The organism is Paenarthrobacter sp. NPDC056912 (assembly GCF_042786555.1).
Taxonomy (GTDB): Bacteria; Actinomycetota; Actinomycetes; order Actinomycetales; family Micrococcaceae; genus Arthrobacter.
Genome location: NZ_JBHUCD010000024.1, coordinates 23826 through 45324, shown reverse-complemented (window position 1 = coordinate 45324; position 21499 = coordinate 23826). Strand labels below are relative to the sequence as shown.

Annotated in this window: 23 protein-coding genes; 12 read left to right on the top strand and 11 right to left on the bottom strand. The window is 64.0% G+C overall.

Going from position 1 to position 21499, the window contains the following annotated elements:
• Position 1 precedes the first annotated feature (1 nt).
• From ACFRJ9_RS20930 to asd, 7 genes are all read left to right on the top strand, one after another.
• On the top strand, positions 2-970 hold the full coding sequence (locus tag ACFRJ9_RS20930; protein WP_377672033.1) for an NUDIX domain-containing protein: 969 nt from the start codon (positions 2-4) through the stop codon (positions 968-970).
• A 92-nt stretch (positions 971-1062) separates the two neighbouring features.
• A complete protein-coding gene (locus ACFRJ9_RS20925) occupies positions 1063-2709 on the top strand; it encodes a hypothetical protein (RefSeq protein ID WP_377672031.1) in 1647 nt (548 codons plus the stop codon).
• Positions 2706-3098 (top strand): GntR family transcriptional regulator, encoded by a 393-nt coding sequence (locus tag ACFRJ9_RS20920; RefSeq protein ID WP_377672028.1) that lies wholly within the window; start codon positions 2706-2708, stop codon positions 3096-3098. The genes ACFRJ9_RS20925 and ACFRJ9_RS20920 overlap by 4 nt, the downstream gene beginning before the upstream one ends.
• Positions 3095-3898: a thymidylate synthase gene (locus tag ACFRJ9_RS20915; RefSeq protein WP_011775634.1), complete on the top strand. Its 804-nt coding sequence runs from the start codon at positions 3095-3097 to the stop codon at positions 3896-3898. The genes ACFRJ9_RS20920 and ACFRJ9_RS20915 overlap by 4 nt, the downstream gene beginning before the upstream one ends.
• Entirely contained in the window at positions 3895-4494 is a 600-nt protein-coding gene (locus tag ACFRJ9_RS20910; RefSeq protein WP_377672025.1) for a dihydrofolate reductase, read from the top strand. Before ACFRJ9_RS20915 ends, ACFRJ9_RS20910 begins: the two co-directional genes overlap by 4 nt.
• 10 nt (positions 4495-4504) lie before the next feature.
• Positions 4505-4726 carry an NF038396 family protein gene (locus tag ACFRJ9_RS20905; protein ID WP_377672023.1) on the top strand — a complete coding sequence of 74 codons (222 nt, stop codon included), beginning with the start codon at positions 4505-4507 and terminating at the stop codon, positions 4724-4726.
• A 107-nt stretch (positions 4727-4833) separates the two neighbouring features.
• Entirely contained in the window at positions 4834-5976 is a 1143-nt protein-coding gene (gene asd / locus ACFRJ9_RS20900; protein ID WP_377672020.1) for an aspartate-semialdehyde dehydrogenase, read from the top strand.
• Between the two features lie 2 nt (positions 5977-5978).
• Here asd and ACFRJ9_RS20895 read toward each other — a convergent pair whose 3' ends face one another.
• Both ACFRJ9_RS20895 and ACFRJ9_RS20890 read right to left on the bottom strand, forming a co-directional pair.
• Positions 5979-7004, bottom strand: coding sequence for a type IV toxin-antitoxin system AbiEi family antitoxin domain-containing protein (locus ACFRJ9_RS20895; RefSeq protein WP_377672017.1), 1026 nt, complete (start codon positions 7002-7004; stop codon positions 5979-5981).
• A 138-nt stretch (positions 7005-7142) separates the two neighbouring features.
• Positions 7143-8276 (bottom strand): winged helix DNA-binding domain-containing protein, encoded by a 1134-nt coding sequence (locus ACFRJ9_RS20890; RefSeq protein WP_377672014.1) that lies wholly within the window; start codon positions 8274-8276, stop codon positions 7143-7145.
• Positions 8277-8361: 85 nt separating this feature from the next.
• Here ACFRJ9_RS20890 and ACFRJ9_RS20885 point away from each other — a divergent pair, with 85 nt between their 5' ends.
• Positions 8362-8841: a hypothetical protein gene (locus ACFRJ9_RS20885; RefSeq protein ID WP_377672012.1), complete on the top strand. Its 480-nt coding sequence runs from the start codon at positions 8362-8364 to the stop codon at positions 8839-8841.
• A gap of 183 nt (positions 8842-9024) precedes the next feature.
• On the opposite strand, the gene ACFRJ9_RS20880 is transcribed toward ACFRJ9_RS20885, so the two are convergent.
• From ACFRJ9_RS20880 to ACFRJ9_RS20850, 7 genes are all read right to left on the bottom strand, one after another.
• Entirely contained in the window at positions 9025-10092 is a 1068-nt protein-coding gene (locus ACFRJ9_RS20880; protein WP_377672010.1) for a UDP-N-acetylmuramate dehydrogenase, read from the bottom strand.
• Between the two features lie 9 nt (positions 10093-10101).
• Positions 10102-11442 (bottom strand): MFS transporter, encoded by a 1341-nt coding sequence (locus tag ACFRJ9_RS20875; RefSeq protein WP_377672008.1) that lies wholly within the window; start codon positions 11440-11442, stop codon positions 10102-10104.
• Positions 11439-11876 (bottom strand): MaoC family dehydratase, encoded by a 438-nt coding sequence (locus ACFRJ9_RS20870; protein WP_377672006.1) that lies wholly within the window; start codon positions 11874-11876, stop codon positions 11439-11441. The genes ACFRJ9_RS20875 and ACFRJ9_RS20870 overlap by 4 nt, the downstream gene beginning before the upstream one ends.
• Positions 11877-11878: 2 nt before the next feature.
• Entirely contained in the window at positions 11879-12328 is a 450-nt protein-coding gene (locus ACFRJ9_RS20865; RefSeq protein ID WP_377672003.1) for a MaoC family dehydratase N-terminal domain-containing protein, read from the bottom strand.
• A 41-nt stretch (positions 12329-12369) separates the two neighbouring features.
• Entirely contained in the window at positions 12370-12594 is a 225-nt protein-coding gene (locus ACFRJ9_RS20860; RefSeq protein WP_377672001.1) for a DUF3188 domain-containing protein, read from the bottom strand.
• 94 nt (positions 12595-12688) lie between these two features.
• Positions 12689-13609, bottom strand: coding sequence for a DUF2797 domain-containing protein (locus tag ACFRJ9_RS20855; protein ID WP_377671999.1), 921 nt, complete (start codon positions 13607-13609; stop codon positions 12689-12691).
• Positions 13610-13611: 2 nt separating this feature from the next.
• Positions 13612-14475 carry an HpcH/HpaI aldolase/citrate lyase family protein gene (locus ACFRJ9_RS20850; RefSeq protein WP_377671996.1) on the bottom strand — a complete coding sequence of 288 codons (864 nt, stop codon included), beginning with the start codon at positions 14473-14475 and terminating at the stop codon, positions 13612-13614.
• Between the two features lie 355 nt (positions 14476-14830).
• Between ACFRJ9_RS20850 and ACFRJ9_RS20845 the strand changes: the two genes are divergently transcribed.
• From ACFRJ9_RS20845 to ACFRJ9_RS20830, 4 genes are read left to right on the top strand one after another with little or no spacing between them, the layout of a single operon-like run.
• The gene (locus ACFRJ9_RS20845) at positions 14831-15859 is read left to right on the top strand and encodes an ABC transporter substrate-binding protein (RefSeq protein WP_377671993.1); all 1029 of its coding nucleotides are present in this window, start codon (positions 14831-14833) and stop codon (positions 15857-15859) included.
• Positions 15860-15861: 2 nt separating this feature from the next.
• Positions 15862-16752, top strand: coding sequence for an ABC transporter ATP-binding protein (locus ACFRJ9_RS20840; protein ID WP_377671991.1), 891 nt, complete (start codon positions 15862-15864; stop codon positions 16750-16752).
• Complete coding sequence (locus tag ACFRJ9_RS20835) at positions 16752-17672, top strand: ABC transporter permease (protein ID WP_377671988.1); 921 nt, start codon at positions 16752-16754, stop codon at positions 17670-17672. Before ACFRJ9_RS20840 ends, ACFRJ9_RS20835 begins: the two co-directional genes overlap by 1 nt.
• A 55-nt stretch (positions 17673-17727) precedes the next feature.
• Positions 17728-18660: a TauD/TfdA dioxygenase family protein gene (locus ACFRJ9_RS20830; RefSeq protein ID WP_377671986.1), complete on the top strand. Its 933-nt coding sequence runs from the start codon at positions 17728-17730 to the stop codon at positions 18658-18660.
• Positions 18661-18761: 101 nt separating this feature from the next.
• Here the strand turns inward: ACFRJ9_RS20830 and ACFRJ9_RS20825 are convergent, their stop codons facing one another.
• Positions 18762-19721, bottom strand: coding sequence for an aldo/keto reductase family oxidoreductase (locus ACFRJ9_RS20825; RefSeq protein WP_377671984.1), 960 nt, complete (start codon positions 19719-19721; stop codon positions 18762-18764).
• A gap of 23 nt (positions 19722-19744) precedes the next feature.
• Complete coding sequence (locus ACFRJ9_RS20820; protein ID WP_377672107.1) at positions 19745-21454, bottom strand: glycoside hydrolase family 13 protein; 1710 nt, start codon at positions 21452-21454, stop codon at positions 19745-19747.
• Positions 21455-21499 lie beyond the last annotated feature (45 nt).

Here is a 21499-nt window from a genome sequence, read left to right as displayed (position 1 = left end):
ATTGAACAGCGATACCCCCGTGGCGGATCAAACAGACCACCCCGGTGAGCCGGTGGCCGTCGTGGCCGCCGGTGCCATTCCGTGGCGCATCGTCAAAGGTGCGCTCGAAGTACTCGTGATCCATCGTCCGCGTTACGACGATTGGTCCTGGCCGAAAGGAAAACTGGACCCCGGCGAAACAGTGCCTGAATGCGCCACCAGGGAGGTGTGGGAAGAGATCGGCCTCCGGGCCCCGCTCGGGATACCTCTTCCGCCCATTCACTACCACGTGAGCGCGGGCCTGAAGGTCGTCCGGTACTGGGCCGTCAAGGTCAACGGAGCACAGCTTCGCCCGGACGGGAAAGAAGTGGACAGCGTCATGTGGTGCAGCCCTGACAGGGCAGCGAAATACCTCAGTAACCCCACGGATGTGGAACCCCTCGAATACCTTGAGAAGGCCCACGTCCGAGGTGAGCTGGACACGTGGCCGCTGGTCCTGATCCGCCATGCCAAAGCCAAGCCCCGATCCTCGTGGACCAAGGCCGAAGGTGACCGCCCCCTGGCGGCCACCGGGCAGCGGCAGGCGGTTGCAGTCCAGCGACTGCTGGAAGTGTGGAAGCCCCAGCGCGTCGTCACCAGCCCGTGGACGCGGTGCGTGGCCACCATCGCGCCCTACGCCAAGTCGAGCGGCGCCAAGGTGAAGTTGGTTGAAGCCCTCACGGAGCACAACCATCAACGCTCTCCCAAGAAGACGGCTGCGGCCGTTGAGGCTTTGTTCGACAAGCAGGTGCCCATTGCCGTCTGCACTCATCGCCCCGCGTTGCCTACGGCCTTGAAACAGCTGGGCCAGCACATGTCGCAGGCCTTGCGGGCCGTCCTTCCTACAGCGGACCCCTACCTTTCTCCCGGCGAGGTCATCGTGTGCCAGGTGGCAAGGGGATCCGAACGGAAGATTGTGTCCGTTGAACAGGTCAAGCCTTTCGACGACTAGCTCGTCAGGTTGTTGACCCCCAAGGCTTTTGTATCAAATACTTGATACATTGAGATCAAGCATTTTGATACCAAGACTTGGGGGTCTTTGACGTGTTTTTGAGCCTGCCACCGCTGTTACTCCTGGGCCCGGTTGTGGGCGCAGTCATCGTTTACCTCTTCCTGAGGATGCAGGTGTGGTCCAAGCCGCAGGCTGAATCCGTTGCCTCGCACGGCCTCTGGGTGGGAATCATCGGGTGGATGGCCAGTTCGCTGCAAGGCGCCATGAACACCGGCATCCTCACCGTGAACCCCACGGGCCCAAGCGCGCCAACAGCTTCGGGGCAAATCGCCGGCGCCCTCGCCTGGCCGATTCTTGCCTGCCTCACCGTCCATGCGTTGGGTCAACTAAGCTATCCGGCACCCAAGGCACCCCGCAGGTACGCCGAATTGACGGTCCGCCGGATCAGGGACTTCCTCCCCCGCAAACTTGCCTGGACCACAGCGGCGGTTTTCGTCTTTGCAGCCCTGGTCATCGCCTGGGTTGCCGCGCTTCCGGGCCATACTCCGGTGTTGCCGACTCCTCCAGGACAGGCACCACCTTCGGACAACGGATACAGGGGCCAAGGGCAGGAGGGCAGGATTCCCGGGTGGGAGCTGGCCGCATGGCTGGGCGGGGCGCTGGTGGTTCTCGCCGCCGGAACCCTGTTGGTGCTGGTGTTCATTGCCCGACGCCGGCAGCTTGAAACACTCAACGGCGACGACAACAGGGCACTCCGCTCCATCGCGACCAACCGTTTACTGCGGACTGTCGCAACGATCGCCGCCGGACTGGCCAGCATCGCCGGGAACTTCGCCGCTCAGCCAGCCCCTGGAGCCATGTGGCAGTCGTCCTGGTTCAATTACGTCGGCATCGTCAACATGGCAGTCCTGCTGGTCATGTGGTGGTGGCGGGTCCCCCAACTCCCCTCGCTCGTCAACGCACAAAAGGCCACCAGCGCCGGTTCAATACGGGCTGATCCTCAAACCCATGGGGCAGTCCGGCTCACTCTTTCCACCGGAGCTGCACTGGGTGTGGTGGGCGGACTGGCCGGGCTCGCGGGTTGGGTCTCTTTCATGTTCGTGCCGGGGCCCGTACTGAGGCCGATTGCGCTTCCGGCAGCCGTTGCCATCGTGGCTGCCTTGGTTCTGCTTGCCATAACCTGCGGCGAGCTGTTGTTGGCCCGGAACTACGGCACCGCGAACGCCCCCATTCATTGGCCCGGCCAGCCTGTTTCACGAGGACTGCTCTCCTTCGCGGCCGGCAGCGGATTGGTTTTCGCCGCAGTTGTGACCGTGACGGCTATTGGCCAGAGGCTATTGCTCCCTGCCATGCCCTCCTGGCCAGGGATCATTGCAATGTCGCTGGTCGTCGCATTTGCGGGTTCCCTGGCGGTCCTTGCCGCGCGCCGACGTCATGGAATCACCGAATCTGACGGTCATCAAGGCTTGGACGCGGCGCTGCGAGCCATCACCATGTACCGGATCGTCAGGATGCTCGCAGCGTATTGCCTGGGGCAGGCGGCGGCCGTGCTTCTCACCTCCGCCGAGGCTTGGGGAACCCTCTTTCCGGCGTTCGACAGGATTGGCCCGAGTCCCGCGATCATGGCTGGTGCAATCCTCGCGGCCGTTGCAGGCATCGTGGCCATCACACCGGTTCGCAGCCTCTTCCGGACCATCCCCCGCGTGAGCGCCGCCAAACTCGGGGAACCTGCTCAATGACCGCCGGGATCACGCTGGACTTATCAGATCCCGTGCCGCCCTACGAGCAGATCCGTCGGCAGCTCAGCTCGCTGATCGCCGTTGGGGTTCTCGAACCCGGCAGCCGATTGCCCACGGTCCGCAGCCTGGCCGCTGACCTGGGCATTGCGGCGGGCACTGTCGCGCGGGCCTACAAAGAACTTGAGCAGTCCGGGCTGATCGAATCACGACGCCGGAACGGGACTATCGTCGTCGGGCCGCCGCAGTCGCCGCACGGCGTGGCGGGTGGAGACGAGGCGGTGATTGCCGCCGTCGACGGTCTGATCCTGACTGCCCGCGACGCGGGGGTAAGTGACGCAACGCTCATTGACCTGCTTCGTGGAAGGTTGGCAAGTAAGCTGGACTCGTGAGCATCCCCACCCCTTATGAAGACCTTCTGCGCGATGTCATGGCCAACGGCACGCACAAGTCGGACCGCACCGGGACCGGAACGCGCAGCGTTTTTGGCCGTCAGCTGAGGTTCGATCTTGCCGAGAGCTTCCCGCTCATCACTACCAAGCGGGTCCACTTCAAGTCCGTGGCAGTGGAGCTCCTATGGTTCCTGCGCGGTGACTCGAACGTGAAGTGGATGCAGGACCAGGGCGTCTCCATCTGGGACGAATGGGCGGATGCCGACGGCGAACTCGGTCCCGTTTACGGCGTGCAGTGGCGAAGCTGGCCCACCCCCGACGGCGGCCACATCGACCAGATTTCCGAGCTCATGACCAACCTGGCTGCCAACCCCGATTCCCGACGACACATCGTGTCAGCATGGAACGTCTCCGAGCTCAAGGACATGGCGTTGCCTCCGTGCCACGCGTTCTTCCAGTTCTACGTGGCGGACGGCAAGTTGTCCTGCCAGTTGTACCAGCGCTCCGCGGACACCTTCCTGGGCGTCCCCTTCAACATCGCCTCCTACGCGCTGCTGACGCGCATGGTGGCCCAGCAGCTTGGCCTCGAGCCGGGTGAATTCGTCTGGACCGGCGGCGACGTCCACGTCTACGACAACCACGTGGACCAGGTCGCCGAGCAGCTCAGCCGCGAGCCTTACGAGTACCCGCAGCTGAAGATCCTCCGCAAGCCGGACTCGATTTTCGACTACACGCTGGACGACTTCGAGGTTGTGGACTACCGCCACCACCCCACCATCAAGGCACCGATCGCTGTATGAGCGCTCCTTCTTCCGACGTTCCGGCCCAACTTCCCGGCGTCATCTTCACCGAGGAAACCGCGGCCAAGATGACCGGCATTGGCATGATCTGGGCGCAAACCACGTCCGGCGTGATCGGCAAGGACGGCGCCATGCCGTGGCACCTGCCCGAAGACATGAAGCACTTCAGCCAGATCACCACGGGGCACCCCGTCATCATGGGCCGCAGGACGTGGGAGTCATTCCCGGAAAAGTACCGGCCGCTCCCGGGCCGCACCAATATTGTCGTAACCCGCAACGAAAAGTGGGCATCCACGCCCGAGGCGGAGGGCGCCGTCGTAGTTTCCTCCCTTGATGCCGCGCTGCTGGAGTCTCAGTTCGCGCCGGGCGGCCGGAAGGTGTGGATTGTCGGCGGCGGCGAGATTTACCGCCAGTCCATGGGCCTCGCCAACCTTGCAGTGATCACCATCATTGACACCGATGTGGAGGGTGACACGTACGCGCCCGAGCTCGGTGATGACTGGACCTTTGACACCGTGGCGCCGGCCGAGGGCTGGCTCACTGCCAAGAACGGCACAAACTACCGGTTCACCACATGGCGCCGGAACGAAAGCTAGGAAAGCCAGCATGTTGAAAAAACCTGAAACCCTGTTCGTGCTGGGCTATATGCTGCTGCCCCTCCTTGCCCTGCTCTCTGCAATCGTTGGCCTCACCATGATCCTGGGTGGCGACAAGATCGCTGGGATCATCGTCCTGGTAGTGGTCACCCAGATATTTGCCTTCGGCGCCTTCTTCGCGTTGCGCAAGCGCAAGGCAGCCCTCTTGCAAGAGCCCCACGCCGGCAGCTAGGCCTGGCGGCCGCCCGACCTTCGGTGGCGAGAGGTGAGCGTCGTCGCGAAGGGCGTGCGTGACGTAACCGACAGCGGCAGTTTGCTCGGAAAGTTTAGACTGGGTGAATGACTACAGCAGCTAATCCGTCCGTTGGACTGGTCGGTTGGCGTGGCATGGTCGGCTCTGTCCTGATGCACCGCATGCAGGAAGAGAACGACTTCGCCAACATCAACCCGGTATTTTTCTCCACCTCGAACGCAGGAGGTGCCGCCCCGTCCTTCGCTGATGGGGCCGGCAAGCTCGAGGATGCGTTCGATATTGAGACGCTGGCCAAGCTGCCGATTATTGTCACCGCCCAGGGGGGCGACTACACCAAGCAGGTCCACGGCGAACTCCGCAACCGTGGCTGGGACGGCCTCTGGATCGACGCCGCCTCCACCCTGCGCATGAACGACGACTCGATCATCGTGCTGGATCCGATCAACCGCGACGTCATCGACGCCGGCCTTTCAGGTGGCGTAAAGGACTTCATCGGCGGCAACTGTACGGTTTCCTGCATGCTGATGGGCCTCGGTGGCCTTTTCAAGAACAACCTCGTGGAGTGGGGCACCTCCATGACCTACCAGGCGGCCTCCGGCGGCGGCGCGCGGCACATGCGCGAACTCCTCAACCAGTTCGGCACCCTCAACAACGAGGTCAGCAGCGAACTCGACGACCCTGCGTCCGCCATCCTCGAAATCGACCACAAGGTCCTGGCCGCACAGCGCACCGGCGTTGACGCCACCCAGTTCGGTGTGCCGCTTGCCGGCTCCCTTATTCCTTGGATCGATGCCGACCTCGGCAACGGACAGTCCAAGGAAGAATGGAAGGCCGGAGTCGAGACCAACAAGATCCTCGGAACAGGGGCAGGCACCGCCGGCAAGGACCACATCGCCATGGACGGCCTGTGCGTCCGCATCGGTGCCATGCGCTCCCACTCCCAGGCACTCACGCTCAAGCTGCGCGAAGACCTGTCCGTCACGGAGATCGAGAACCTCCTGGCCAAGGACAACGAGTGGGCCAAGGTCATCCCCAACACCAAGGAAGCCTCCATGGCGGACCTGACCCCCGTGGCAGCCTCCGGCACGCTGGACATTCCCGTTGGCCGTATCCGCAAGCTCGAAATGGGCCCGGAATACATCAGCGCCTTCACCGTTGGCGACCAGCTCCTCTGGGGTGCCGCCGAACCGCTCCGCCGCATGCTCAACATCGTGACAGGCAAGCTCTAGCCTCAGCCCGCTGAAACACGTTGCCAACCCGCTGTTCCGTTGCTGCCAAGCAACGGAACAGCGGGTTTTCGACGTTCATACGGCCTGCGCTCCAACGCGGCTTTGACCTTCCGTTCCACATCCCACGGTCTGCCGAGATGCTCCCACCCGATACGGACCACCTCCCAGCCAGAGTCCATCAGTGCTTTCTCCCGGCGGCGTTCGTTGAAGATCACCTCCTCAGTGGGTGCATAGTCGAAGTACTTGGTGCGGCCGTCGAACTCCAGGATCACCCGACGGTCCATCCATCCGAAGTCGCCCCGGTACCGTCCAAGTGGCGTGTCCACGTCGAGCTGGAGGACGGCGTCATGGATGCCAAGCCTGCCCAGCAAAACCCGTGTGCGCGTCTCCCCCACCGATTCGGATCTGGCATCCATTGCTTCAAGGACACGGCGAACGCGGCGAACACCCCGCGTGATCCGGCCGCTGTCCACATAGTCCTGAAGCAACTGCTCGTCCGCGCCGCGGCGGAGCGCTTGATCTGCGACCACCACTGCCTGTTCGAAGTCCATGGTCCGAGCGCAATCGATGACGGTACGCTCGAGGCTCGTGACACGTACGGGCCGGGGCCACGATGCCTGTAACTCGAGAATCTCCCACGGCTCCAGAGGGCCGCCGTGAGCTATCACGTCCTCGCCCGAGCTTGCCTGGGCTGGCGAAAACGATGTGACGACGTGAACCGAGGAGCCGGCGTCCCACGGAGAGCACCCATGCAACCGGGCGGCGCTGGCATGGCTGTAGACGCTCCTACGGCTTGCGTTGGAATGGTGCGCTTGGATTCGCAACAGGTCTTTCTCCCACGGTTTCCGTTGGCGCCAATCCTGTGCCTGAATGTAGGCGCCCCTCCGGAGCCGGATCAGCTTTCCGCATCGGACCGCCTGAGTCAGGGCCCGGTCGCCGACTCCCTTCCGTGCCAGATCCGTGGTGGTGGCAATGACGGTGTCCGGCCAATGCGTGGCGATCAGGGCATCAAGTTTTCTGCTTTGCATGGGCCCATCGTGTGCCTGGGTTGGGCCGTACAGCGAGCTTGCTGGCATCGTATGTGGACAATCCCGTTCTGCGACCGCTAATTCGTTGCGGGCCGGCAACGTAACAGCGGGCCTGCCACGGGATTGCGGGCCACCCAGTCAGCTCGCCATGAACTTCAGATAGGCCCTTCCCTCCGCCTGGAACGAACGCTCAGCAGCCGGACCAAGCTGCCCTGCGAATGGTTCCGGCGTGACACCGACGGTCTTGCCCGTCACGGTCCTCGACCACGTTCCCACCACTTCGCCTCCGGAGACCATGATGCGCCTGAACACACCGTTCTTGCCCGGGACCACCAGCTCGGCGTGCTCAGGGGCCAGGACCAGGCTCCGGTCCTGGTAACCGAGCAGGTACTCATCGAATCCAGGGAGAGCCAGGAAAGAGCGCGAGCCGGGGACGCCGTCGTCGAGCATCGCTGCCGTCTCCGGCGAAAGCCAATAGCTGGTGCCACCGAACTCCAGCTCAACCAAGCGATCCTGCACCACCTTGAGGGCGGCACGTGCCTCGGTGAGCGGCACTTGGCTCCACCACGAGAAATCCTTGACCGTCGCCGGGCCGTGGCTGCGCATGTAGCGGAACAGCAGCTCGACAATCCCTTCCTCCCGCCCCAGATCCCTGGATTCCGGGATCCATTCGTCGAACGGTACGAACAGTTGTTGCACGCCTACCTTGCCGTTGGACAGCGCCATGGGCCCTTGGACGAGCAGTGCGCGCTGGCACAGGCTGCCGAGCAAGTGGATGCCGCGCTGGGCCTTGGTGATTTGGCCGGCTTCCTCGAACGCCTGGAAGAGCTGCTCCCGGCTTGCACCGGCCGCGCCTTCGGCGGCCTTGAGGACTTCAACCGTTTTGACGGCGATGTCCCGGCAATGGCTGATGTCGTCCGGAGTGATGGCCAGTTCGCGATGACGTCCTGCCACCAGATTCATCAGCCGGTCACTGGTGATGCCCAGGATCCAGCGCAGGTCTTCGGGGGCGAGCAAGTGCAGAGTCCCGCGCATGGGCCACGAGCGGACCACTGTTCCGGCGTCGAGGGCTGCGCGGACGTCGGAGGCCGCAGTGCCCGGCACACGCTGTCCCACCGCCCACAGGGCTGAGCCCAGGTCCTGGGCCTGCATGGCCGTCATCCAACGGACGGCGCCCGGGACTGTGGGAAAACCACCGCCCAGCAGACCCTGGCTGGCGAGCCGCAACCGGCCCATGACGCGCGGAGTAAGGCTGGTGTGGGGTACAGGCATGCTTCATCCTAAAAGGGCCGGCGGGTACAGGGAACCTTGCCGCGCCTCCCAGCCGCCTACCAGCAGCGGATCCTAGGATGAGTTCATGCTTTTCGGTGATCTTGCTCCGTTTGTGCGGCCGCTGAGCCGGTGGTTTGCTACCGCCGGCTGGTTCTGCACGCTGGTAGGACTGGGCGCCGGGTTGATAGTGGCGGTGGGCACTGGCGTGAGCCTCTCCCCGTCCATGCAGGCCATCCAGACAGCCAGCTTGGTGGCAACAGCCGCGGCTGCCCTCCTGATCGGAACCGCTGCAGCCAGCCAGCCCGTAGCCGAACGTGACGACGACGCTCCCGAGCCCTGGTTCTACCCGGCGGCAGCAGCCCAGGTCCGCAGCTTCCTGCTCGGATCGATCGTGATGCTTCTGGGATTGGTCGGTTTCGCCACGGCCGGATTGTTCATGCCCAGCGGACCGTCTCCGCAAAGCATCGCTTTCAGCCAGATTTTCCTGCTTGGCTCAGTCAGCTGCGGACTCACCTTCCTGCTGCTCAACAAGGTCCTGCCTATCGCGGAACGGCGAACCCGCTAAAGCGTTACGCTCGCCGAGGGGCGACATCTCGGCAGAAAACCCACCCCATTCCCTCGAAAGCTAACCCCTCGCGGATCTCCCCCCTTTGGGCACCCCCGCCGAGGGGCGACATCTCGGCAGAAAACCCACCCCATTCCCTCGAAAGCTAACCCCTCGCGAGACGTCAACGTCTCGCGGATGCTCCTAGAGGCTTACGCCGATCAGCAAAGGTTCCGGGTGCAGTTCAATTCCGAAACGCTCGACGACGCCGGCACGCACCTCGCGCGCTATTGCCACCATGTCCGCAGCTGTTGCCGAGCCACGGTTGGTGATGGCCAAGGTGTGCTTGGTTGAGAGGGAAGCGCGGCCACCGGAAACGCTGGTCGCGTCGAGTCCAAAGCCCTTTCCGAATCCTGCCTGATCGATCAGCCACGCAGCGGACAGCTTGACCAACCCGTCGGTACCAGCGGGATACCGGGGCGCATTCTCCGGCAACCCTAATGCCTGCCCGGCCGGTACGATCGGGTTGGTGAAGAACGAGCCGGTGGAATAGGTGTCCCGGTCCTCTGCGTCCAGCACCATGCCCTTGGATGCGCGCAGCCGGAGGACTTCCCGGCGGACATCGTTGGAATAGGCCCGCTTACCGGCCTCCACCCCGAGAACCCTGGCGAGTTCGGCATAACGGATCGGTGCGCTCATCCGGCCCAGCGGCAACTGGAACTCGACCGTCAACACCACGTAGCGGGGCGATCCCTCAACCGTGGTCTGCTTCAGGATGGAATCGCGGTAACCGAACTTGAGCTCGGAATTGGTGAAGGTCTGCACCGCATTGCGCTCACGGTCCCAGGTCCGCACGGCAGCAATGGTTTGCGAGACGTCGGCGCCGTAAGCCCCCACGTTCTGCACGGGCGTGGCTCCGGTGGCTCCGGGGATCCCGGAAAGCGCCTCCACGCCGGACCAGGCATGGAGGACGGCATGCTCTACCAGGGCATCCCAGTTGTGGCCCGCCTGCACTACTACGGACACCCCTCCGCAGCTGTCCTCGGAGTTCACAGTGAAACCCTCGGACGCGATCTTCAGGACAGTTCCCGGGTAGCCCTCGTCCGAGATCAGGAGGTTGGAGCCGCCGCCGATGATCAGGAGCTTCTCGCCCGCGGCGTCGGCTGACCGTACGGCGTCGATGATCTCAGCCTCGGTGCGGGCCTCAACATATTTACCTGCGGGGCCGCCGACGGCAGCAGTGGTCAGTTGGGAAAGCAGCGTCTGGGTCACCAATCAAGCCTAACGGGGATCGGCGGACGGCACGGACTCCGCCTTCTGTTGGCCCGACAACGGTGCCAGGAAGAAGCTGACCACCAGCAGGACCAACGGCGCCAACAGGGAATGCAGGATGCCGAAATGCTCGGCTAAGAGTCCGAGGAGCGGAGGCCCGCAAAGGAAAGCTCCGTAGCCGATGGTGGAAACCACAGACACTCGTGCGGCCGCATGGACAGGATCGTCGGCGGCCGCGGACATCCCCACGGGGAAGCCGAGCGACGCACCGAGGCCCCACACGGCCAGGGCCACAAACGCGAGCCACGGAACCGGCGAAAAAACAAAGAGAGCTAGACCTACGACGGCGGTGGCCGAGCACCAGCGCATCACCACAACGCGTCCAAAGCGGTCGAGGATGACAGTTCCGGCGAAACGCCCGATGGTCATGAAAGTCACGAACAACCCGTAACCCACCGCACCCGCGGCATCGGACTGCCCGTAGCCATCGGCCAGGGCCAAGGCCACCCAGTCCCCCGCAGCTCCTTCCGCCAACGCGAGACCCAAGACCAGAACACCGATCAACAAGGTGCGGCGGTCACGCCACGCGAGTGCCACAAGTCGCTTGCTGTCCAGCGGAGCGTCGGGCTTGCCCGCTTCGGTGGAAGTCTCCGCGGCTCCGGGGGTAATGATCGGTAGCGGGCCGGTGGAGGGATCCTGGAACGTATCAGGATGGTCCGGCTGGAAGGTACGCGAGGGCGGCGCGGTCTTCTCCGCGCGGAACCAGAACCCTGCAGTCACCACGGACGCGGCCACTACCACGCCGGAAATCAGGAAATGCCAGAACACCGGCAAGTGGGCGGCAGCGGCCCAGGCCCCGAAACCCGCTGCGGCCACGGTGCCAAGGCTGAACGCACCGTGGAGCCGTGGCATGATGTGCCGTTCCAGCGCACGCTCCAGGGCGGCTCCCTCCACGTTGGAAGCAGTGTTCCAACTGGCCGTCCCCAGGCCGAGCACCACCAGCCCGGCGGCCACCACCAGCGGGCTCGCAGCTATCGAAGCGCCGAAGCCTACGGTGACCAGGCCAGCGCCCACCATGCTGCTGCCGATCCGGGTGGTCAGCTTGGGGCCGAGCCGCAGCACGATCAGGCCCGAGGCCGAAATCGAGATGAACGAGGCCACGGTCATGCACATCAGCAGGAGCCCGATGCCGCCGGGGGTAAGGCCCAGTCCATCGCGAATGGCGGGCAAGCGGGATACCCATGTTGCAAAGGCGATGCCGCTGGCGGCGTAGGAGGCCAGAACAGCGGCGCGCCACTGCGACATTTCAGTCGGAGTGGCGCGCCGTTGAGTGGTGTTCAGTTGGTTCAAGAGACCTTCACAACCGCCTGGGACTTCATGAGGACCTTCTGGCCGGCAGCGACGACGGTGAGGTCGATGCGCGCGGTGCGAGCATCGGCGTCGAGCGCTCCCACCACGCCGGTGACGTCGATGACAGCGCCGGCTTCATCGGTACCCGTGGTGTCGGTGACGAGGACGGGCTTGGTGAATCGGGTCTGGTAATCGACGACGGCGGCGGGGTCGCCTGCCCAATCGCTCACCAACTGCACGGCGGCACCCATGGTGAACATGCCGTGGGCAATGACGCCCGGCAGCTCGACAGAGGTCGCGAACGCTTCGTTCCAGTGGATGGGGTTGAAGTCGCCGGAAGCTCCCGCGTACTTGACCAGGTCCTGGCGGGTGACGTCAATGCTGCGGGTGCCGATCTCCTGGCCGACCGTCAGTTCTTCGAATGTGGCGCTCATGGCTACTGTCCCTCTCCACGGACCAGGATGGACGAGGTGGTGGTGGCGACCTTTTCGCCTGCCTCAGTGGAAATCTCGGAGCGCGTAGTGATCATGGCGCCTCCGCCCATGGCCCGGACGCCGTCGACGTGCAGTTCGGCCACGAGTCGGTCGCCGGCAACGATGGCGCGATGGTGGGTGAACCGCTGGTCGGCGTGGACCACGCGGGAAAAGTCGATGCCCGACTCGGGGTCCTCCACCAGCTGGGCGTCAGCACGCTGGGCGACGATGATGGCAAACGTTGGCGGAGCGACGAGGTCGCTGTGGCCCAGGGCCTTGGCTGCCTCGACATCGAAATGCGCGGGATTGCCGGCCTTCACGGCCTTCGCGAATTCGCGGATCTTTTCACGGCCGACGTCATATACCTCTGCGGCAGGGTAGCTTCGGCCCTGCAGGTCCGGATTGATACTCATAGTCCAACCCTATCGGCCCGCGGGGCTGGGTGCTGTGCCGCTTACTTCTTGTAGCCCTTGCGGATTTTCTGGCCCCGGACCACGAGTCCGCCCACGTGGAGCAACAATCCCGCACCAATGACGGGCAGGGACGCCATGGCCAGCGCCTGGTTGCCTGAAGTGTTCCCGACAATGGACAGGATGAGTCCTATAGCGATGAGTCCCATGGCGCTGAAAACCAGGACTTTATAGGACGTGGAGGCGTTGGCCCAGAATTCGTCTAGCACCGTCCAAGTCTACCGGGGTGCCGCGAGGGGTTGGCTCTCGCGGGAAAGAGGCCCACTTACAGTCGAGACGTCGCCCCTCACCGAAGGAGTTGGACTAGAACAGCGAGTCCTGCAGCGCCGGGATTTCCGTGGTGTGCGGACCGAACTCGATCTTGCGGCCCTTCAAGGCACCCAGGTCTGCCACGAAGCTGCCCTCAATCTCGTTTCCCGAAGCGTCGGGGAGGCCCGCCAAGGCGATAGCCCCTGACAGTGAGTGGACCTGCAAACCGTGGCCTCCGCCGTCGAACATTGCCGGGTAAGGGTGTCGCAGGGCGCCCTCGGCACGAACCGTGCAGAGCCGGTCGGCCAAGGCGGGCCTGTCCCACTCTTCCTCCACAACGGCGTATCCGGTCATCGCCAAGCCACCCAGCAGTTCACGCACCTTGGCAGCGTGCCGGCGGTTGGTGGCCACGAGCTCGACGCCGGCGCGCGGCTCCACGAGGCCCGCCACCTTGGCAGCGGAACGGACCTGCTGGACTAGGCCAAGCTCGCGTGTGACGAGGTCTTCGAGCACGCGAACAATCCGGCCGTCCTCGGCATGGGCCACATAGGAGGCGTGCACTGCGCCCTGTTCGGCCAGGCGGTTCCACTTGCGCTGTGCGGACGCCGTACCGATCTTGGTTGCACCGTTGGCGAAGGTAGCCACGTAGAGCCAGTGCGGCTGCATCAGATAGGCGCGGAGACCGGTTGGAACCGATCCGCCACGGTGAAAGTCGTGCATGAGCCGGGAATCATCGCGGGCAAAGCAGGCCCCGCATTGCTTGCCCCGCTCGGCCGGAGAGCCGCTGCGGCACGGAACATGCGTGCGGTCTCCCGGGCCGTGAACCTTGGTGTGGCCCAGGCACCACAAACCGGGGATAACGCGCAGGCCCAGGGCTGAACCCTGGGCCAACGCAATATCAGTGAACTCCGCGTCCGGCGAGAACATCCTCAAAGCCGGTGACGAAGAGTCCCAAACGACTCCGTGGACCAGCATGCTTACAGGGAAGGCTGGACTCCGAATGCCACTGCGAGCTTCATGATCTTCTCGGCACGGCCCAGACGCGGGAGGTCGGAGCCATCCCGGATCACGCGGCCGTTGGCCTCGAAGTCGTTCATGAAGTCGGTGGCCCAGGCAACGTCCGAAGGCGTGGGGCTGATGACCTCGTTGATGACGGCGGTCTGGTCAATGGCCAGGCACAGCTTGCCGGTCATGCCCATGGTCACCGTGATGCCCGTCTGCTCGCGCAGGATCGGGTGGTTGGTGCCGACCGTGGGGCCGTCGATGGGGCCCGGCAGGTTACCAACGCGGCTGGCGACAACCAACTTGGCCCGCGGGTAGGCCATGGCTTCCGGGGTAGCCGCCATGCCGGTATCGCGACGGAAGTCGCCGGAGCCGAACGCAAGACGGAAAGCACCCTGGGCGCGTGCGATGTGGTTGGCTTCTTCGATGCCGAGAGCCGACTCGACGAGCGCCACTACAGGAGTCTTGCCATCCATGCGGTGGAAGGACTCAGTGACCTGGTCAGCCGACTCGGTCTTGGCGAGCATGACTCCGAGGAGACCCGGGGTGCCGCGCAGGCCCGCGAGGTCGTCCGCCCAGAACTTGCTGGTGGCATCGTTGATGCGGACCCAGGCCTGGCCACCGGCAGCCAGCCAGTTCACCACGTTCTCGCGCGCAGCGTCCTTCTGGGAAGGGTCCACGGCGTCTTCGATGTCAAGGATGATGGCGTCTGCCCGTGAACCCGCGGATTCGTCAAAAAGCTCCGTTTTCATGGCATTTACAAGAAGCCATGAACGGGCGATATCGGCGGGAATGTTGCGGGTAGGCCGAATGGATTCGGCGGCGATGCTAGACGTCATGTATCTACCGTATCCGTCCTGCGCCCCGCAAGGCGAAGAAATCCGCCCGGTTGTGAGGATCAATACGAACTAAACCCGATATGACTGTCGGGTCCGGCAGTATGACCTCCCGACGGCGGTACGCGCCAGTCATATCCGGCAAGCCTGTCGCTGTTGTTCACAGGGCTCAACGCGGCGTCTTTGTGTCCCTTGATTGCCGGGGACGGCTCAGGATTTCGTCGCATTTCCCGCTGTTTCGCAGCGTTTCCGAGCGTTACCCCGGCGCTTCCCACCGGCCGTCGTCATGGGCTTTCATCGTTCCCAAGCCGTTGCAAAAGCCGGCTGCCAACACCCCCAACCACAGAAAGTAGCTCCCATGAAACTGCATCTGCCCCTCCTGAGCGTCGCGGCCGCCGTCGTACTAGCGCTGACGGTGTCCGGCTGCGGCGGTGCAGCCGAAGCAGGACAAGCCAACCAGGCCGGCAACGAAGTCAAGGAGCTGCGGTACCAAGGCTCAGCCAACAACGTGACCTTCCCGGAGCTTGCTGCCGACCTGGGCTACCTGGGCGACCTGAAGCTGAACTGGGTGGGCAACACCACCAGCGGCCCCCAGGACATCCAATCCGCGGCCACCGACCAGACCGACTTTGGCGGCGCATTCTCCGGAGCGGTGGTCAAGCTCATCGAAGCCGGCGCACCCGTCAAGGCAGTCACCAACTACTACGGCTCGGACGAGAAGACTTTCAGCGGCTACTACGTCAAGGCTGACAGCCCCATCAAGGAACCCCGGGACCTGATCGGCAAGAAGATCGCCGTCAACACCCTCGGCGCGCACCACGAGGCCGTCATCAACACCTGGCTGACCAAGAACGGCCTCAGCCAGGACGAGATCAAGCAGGTCCAACTGGTCCCGCTGGCGCCGAACGACACCGAGGAAGCCATTCGTCGCGGCCAGGTGGATGCGGGCACGCTGGGCGGCGTGCTCCAGGACCGTGCCATTGAAGCAGGCGGACTGCGTTCGCTCTTCAGCGATGTGGAGCTGTTCGGAACGTTCGCGGGCGGCCAGATCGTGCTCCGCAACGACTTCATCGAAAAGAACCCCAACACCACGCGCACCTTCACTACGGGTGTAGCCAAAGCGATCAAGTGGGCAGCGGAAACCCCTCGCGACGAAGTCATTGCCCGCTTCACCAAGATCATTGAAAACCGTGGACGCAATGAGAGTACGGCCAACCTGAAGTTCTGGAAGAGCCCCGGCGTCCCGGACTCCGGCGTGATCCAGGACAAGGACTTCACGCGTTGGGAAGCGTGGCTGACCTCTGCGGGAATCGTCAAGGACAAGCTCACGCCGTCCAAGTACTACACGAACGACTTCAACGACCTCGCCGCGGCGAAGAAGGGATAGTCATGACCGCGAAAATCAGTCTCCGGAACGTCACCAAGGAGTTCACGGTCCGGGCCACCAAAGACACGGCCGCCACCCGGCTCACCGCCATCGACTCATTGAGCCTGGACGTCCGATCCGGTGAGTTCCTCACGCTCGTGGGACCCAGCGGGTCGGGCAAGACAACGCTCCTGGATCTGCTGGCAGGGCTTTCCACCCCCACGTCCGGGGAAGTGCTGGTGGACGGCAAGCCAGTCACCGGTCCGGGCAAGGACAGGGCCGTAGTGTTCCAGCAGTACGCGCTCTTCCCCTGGCGGACGGCCTCGTCCAACGTGTCCATAGGGCTTGAGGGCGCGGGTCCGGACGGCAGGAAACTCAACCGGCGCGAGCGGGCAGCCAAAGCCAAGGAATACCTGGCCCTTGTGGGCCTTGCCGGCTTTGAGGACCGCTATCCGCATGAGCTCTCGGGCGGCATGAAACAGCGGGTGGCCATCGCCCGCAGCCTGGCCTATGAGCCCGACGTCCTGCTCATGGACGAACCCTTTGCCGCCCTGGATGCCCAGACCCGTGAGCAGTTGCAGGACGAATTGCTCCGGATCTGGAAGGCCACGGGAAAGACGATCGTGTTCATCACGCACGGGATCGACGAGGCCGTGTACCTCGGCGAGCGCGTTGCCGTCCTGAGTGCCCGGCCCGGGCGGCTCAAGGAGATCGTGGACATCACCATCCCCGACCGCGACGGCGACGAGGACATCCGCTCCAACCCCGCCTTCGTGGAGCACCGCCACCAGGTGTGGACGCTCCTGCACGACGAAGTCCGCCGCGCACAGGACGCAGGGCACCGCAAGATCCTCCCGGACGGCAGCGCACCGGACGAGCCCGCCACCACCATCACCGAAAGGAGCGCGGCCTGATGACCACCACGCTCACGCCAACACAAGCGGCACCCAAGGCAGCCGGACCGCTTGAGCCAAGCACCGCCGTCGAACCTTCCATCACGGTGGACTCACCGGCACAACGTACGACGCCGGTTCTCAACGCCGTGCGGCGGGTCGCCTCTGCGGCGGGGTCGGGGCTGTGGAAGTCGGCCGCCATCCTGGCGTTCCTGGCGCTGTGGGAGCTGGGGCCGACGTACTTGGCCAGCCCCTCCACGCGGGTGTTCCTGCCGCCGCTGCATGAAGTGCTCCTGGCCTGGGGCAAGCTGTTCGAGGCCGGGACCATCCAGGGCCATATCGCGGCCAGCCTCACAAGGTCTGTTGCCGGTTTCGGTGCTGCGCTGGTGGCGGGTGTCTCCCTGGGCCTGCTCATTGCCTGGTACGGACGGTTGAACTCGGTCCTGAACCCGCTGCTGGAGCTGTTCCGCAACACTGCTGCCCTTGCCTTGCTGCCGGTGTTCACGCTGTTGCTGGGCATCGGCGAGGAATCCAAGATCAGCATCGTTGCCTACGCGGCGTTCTTCCCGGTTCTCCTGAACACCATTGCCGGCGTGAAAACCGTGGATCCGCTGCTCATCAGGGCTGCGCGTTCGCTGGGACTGAACAGCTTCCGGCTCTTCCAGAAGGTCATCCTGCCGTCGGCAGTACCCACGATCTTCACGGGTATCCGCATGGCTGGAACTGCGTCCATCCTGGTGCTCATTGCGGCCGAGATGGTGGGCGCCAAGGCCGGGCTGGGCTACCTGATAGTGAATGCCCAGAGCAGCTTCCTGATCCCGGACATGTACGCGGGCATCCTCACTGTGTCCCTGTTGGGGCTCGGCGTGAACTTCCTGCTGGTTGCCCTTGAGCGGCACTTCTCGCGCTGGCGGACCGCCGTTGGCGCCGCCGCTTCCTAAAACCATCCACCGCGGCATCCGCCGCAACCATCACAACAAGTAAGGAACCAGAATCATGACCGTCATTACCGAAACCAAACTCGAGTTCGCCAAGCTGGGCTCCCGCATCGGAGCCGAAATCCGCGGGCTGGACATCAGCGGCGACCTCAGCGAGGACACTGTGGCGCAGATCAGGGCGGCCCTCAACGAGCACAAGGCCCTCGTATTCCGTGAAGCCAACATCCTCAGCGACGAAGCGCAGGTGAAGTTCGCTTCGCACTTTGGACCGCTGACCAAAGCCCACCCCACGGTTGCCTCGGTGGAGGGCGAAGAGAACGTCCTCCCCGTGGACAGCGAGAACGGCTCGGCCAACAACTGGCACACGGACGTCACGTTCGTTGTGAACCCGCCGCAGGCTTCCACGCTGCGCAGCATCGACCTCCCGGCCTACGGTGGCGAGACCCTGATTGCGTCCTCGGCCGGCGCGTACCAGGACCTGCCGGAGGAGCTGCGCACGTTTGCGGACACCTTGTGGGCCATCCACACCAACGACTACGACTATTCGGTGCCCAAGAACCTCGAGCACACCAACGCCGAAGAGCGCCGCAAGGAGTTCACCCGCCTGAAGTTCGAAACCGCACACCCCGTGGTGCGGGTCCACCCGCTGACCGGCGAGCGCGGTTTGTTCATTGGTGGTTTCGCGCAGCGGCTTCGTATTGTGGGTCTGTCCAACACCGAATCCAAGGACATCATCCGCCTGCTGCAGGCGTACGTGACGCGTCCGGAGAACGTGGTCCGGGTGAACTGGGAGCCGAACCAGGTAGTCCTGTTCGACAACCGCATCACCCAGCACTACGCCCCGGATAACTACGACGGACAGCCGCGCAAGCTCAACCGCGTGACCATCGCCGGCGACGTCCCGGTCAGCATCGATGGCAAGCCGAGCCAGGCAATCCAGGGCGACTCAAGCACGTACTCCGTGGTTGCTCCGGTCACTCCCGTTTCGTAGGCGCACTCATGTGTTGCTGTTGTAACCCAGCTGAGTCGCAGTTAAGGCCGTTTTGAGCTTTCAAAAGGGCCTCAACTGCGACTCAGTTTGGGTTAAGCGGGCTAGGGGATGTTGCTTCCCCGGGCGGCCACCCACAGCCCGTACCATTCGGCCCGGGTCATCGATGCAGCCACGGACGCGGCATCGGCACATGCCTGTATCCGTGCAGGAGTAGTGGTTCCCACCACAGGCGAAATCCGGGCGGGGTGCTTCATCAGCCAACCCAGCAGCACAGACTCCGGCGTGGTGCCCTTCTCCCCCGCCAGGCGTTCAAGCATCTCCGTGGTTGCTTCCTCGGCCGGCGTTGCCGTAGCCGGCGATGCCCCGGTGTACCGGCCTTGGGCCAATGAACCATAGGCCTGAAGTTCAATTCCCTTGGCCATGCAATGTTCCACGGTCCCGTGCGGGAAGCTGTACTCCAGCCCTTCCTGGTGGTTCACAAGAACCGTACTTTCCAGCCAATCCCTGCGCTGCAGGCTCATCTCAAGCTGGTTTGCCACGATGGGCGTTTCCAGCCGGTCCTGCAAGAAGGCGATCTGCGCGCCGGACATGTTGGACACACCCAGCTGCCGCACCTTTCCTTCGGCCATCAACTGCCCGACGGCGTCCGCCACCTCGTGCGGGTCCATCAACGGATCGGGGCGGTGCAGGAGCAGTACGTCCACATAGTCTGTCTGGAGCCGCTTGAGGCTCTCGTTGACCCTCTCCAGAATGGCTTCACGGCTGAGGTCGTAGTGCGTCTCCAGGCCCCGGTCCCCCAACCTGATACCGCATTTGGTTTGCACTTGGATCTTTTCGCGTAAACCCTCCGAGCGGGCCAGGACCTCCCCGAAGACGGCCTCGGATTTTCCACTGCGATAGATATCGGCGTGATCAAAGAGATCAATGCCGATGCCCTGCGACGCTTCAATGACGGCAGCGGCCTGCTCAATCTCCACAGCTCCGTAGCTGGTGCCGTCCCAGGGACCGCCAAGTCCCATACAGCCATAGATGAGGCGTCCCCGCCCCTTCGTTTCAGTCATGCTTCAGTCTTCCTCCGCAGCGCTTACGCGTTGCGGACGATCCAGGCGGTGGTGTCGGCGGGCAGCTTGCCGTCCTCCAGCGGGCCGCTGCTCACGCGGACGGTCCCCTCGGGCAATTCGACGGGTTCGCCGCCGAAGTTCGTCACCGTGTGCCAGCCTCCCGGGCGGCTGAAATGCAGAACGTCCTGGTCGCCGGTCTCCACCCAGTTGAGCTCTTCATCCGTTTGCAGTTCGCTGCGAAGACGCAGGGCCGTACGGTAAAGCTCCAAGGTGGAGCCCTCCACGCCGTCCTGTATGGACACTGCATAGTCAGCGAACCACGTGGGCTGCGGCAGGTGCGCCGAGCCCGTACCGAAGCCGAAGGACGACCCTTCCGCAGTCCAGGGCAGCGGCACGCGGCAACCGTCACGGCCGATCTCCACGCCCGGGTTGCGGAAGAACGAAGGGTCCTGGCGCTCGGAGTCGGGAATTTCCGTCACTTCCCGCAGGCCAAGCTCTTCGCCTTGGTAAAGGTACGCGGAGCCGGGAAGCGCGAGCAGCAGCAGCGTCGCCGCACGGGCACGACGCAAGCCGAGTTCGACGTCGAGCTCTTCTGCCGGTGCGCCGGCCAAAAGCCAGCCTTTGCCGTCCTGTCCCTTGGGCTCGCTGCCGGTGATGTCCTGCGCTGCGTTGGTGCCCTGCGCTACGGAACCGCCCTTGGGCAGGCCGTAGCGGGTGGCGTGGCGGATCACATCGTGGTTGGAGAACACCCAGGTAGAGGACGCTCCCGATTCCTGGGCGGCAACCAGGTTGTCCGTGATGATCTTCTTGAACGAGGCAGCATCGAAGTCCGACTGCAGCAGGTCAAAGTTGAACGCCTGGCCGAGCCCTTCAGGGCTGGCGTAGCGGGCGCGGCGGGACTCATGGACCCAGGCCTCGGCGACGGCGGTGCGGGGCGGGGTGTACTCGTTGAAGAGCTTCCGCCACTCGGCGTAGACCTCATGGACTTCGTCGCGGTCCCAGAACGGGTGGGAGCCGTCAGTGAACCCATCGGTGCCGTGGGCCTTGGCAGCCAGGTCCGCTTTCATCGGCATCGGCTCGGAGAGATCCTTGGCCATGCCGTGTGCGACGTCGATGCGGAAGCCATCCACCCCGCGGTCGGACCAAAAACGCAGGGTCTTCAGGAAGTCCTCGCGGATTTCGGGGTTGTCCCAGTTAAAGTCCGGCTGCTCCTTGGCGAAAATGTGCATGTACCACTGGCCCGGCGTGCCGTCGGGTTCGGTGATGCGCTCCCAGATAGGGCCACCGAAGACGGAGTCCCAGTCCGATGGAGCAAGCTCGCCGTTCTCGCCCCTGCCATCACGGAAGATGTAGCGTTCCCGGGCCGCGGAACCCTTGGGTGATGCCAGTGCTTCCTTGAACCATTCGTGGCGGTCGGAAGAGTGGTTGGGCACGATGTCCGCCACCAGCTTGATGCCTGCAGCGTGCAGGGCGGCTGCCATCTCGTCAAAGTCCTCAAGGGTTCCCAGCTTCGGGTCCACGTTGCGGTAGTCATCGACGTCGTAGCCGCCGTCAGCGAGCGCCGACGGGTAGAACGGGCTGAGCCACACGGCGTCGATCCCCAACTGCTGGAGGTACGGAACCTTGGCGGTGATGCCCTTGATGTCGCCGAGGCCGTCGCCGTTTGCGTCGTGGAAGCTGCGCGGGTAGATCTGGTAGACAGCTGCCTGGCGCCACCAGTTCGGATCGGCCATGCGCTCTGATCGCTGCGTGTCGGTGAGGTTTGCCAGGGGGGTGGA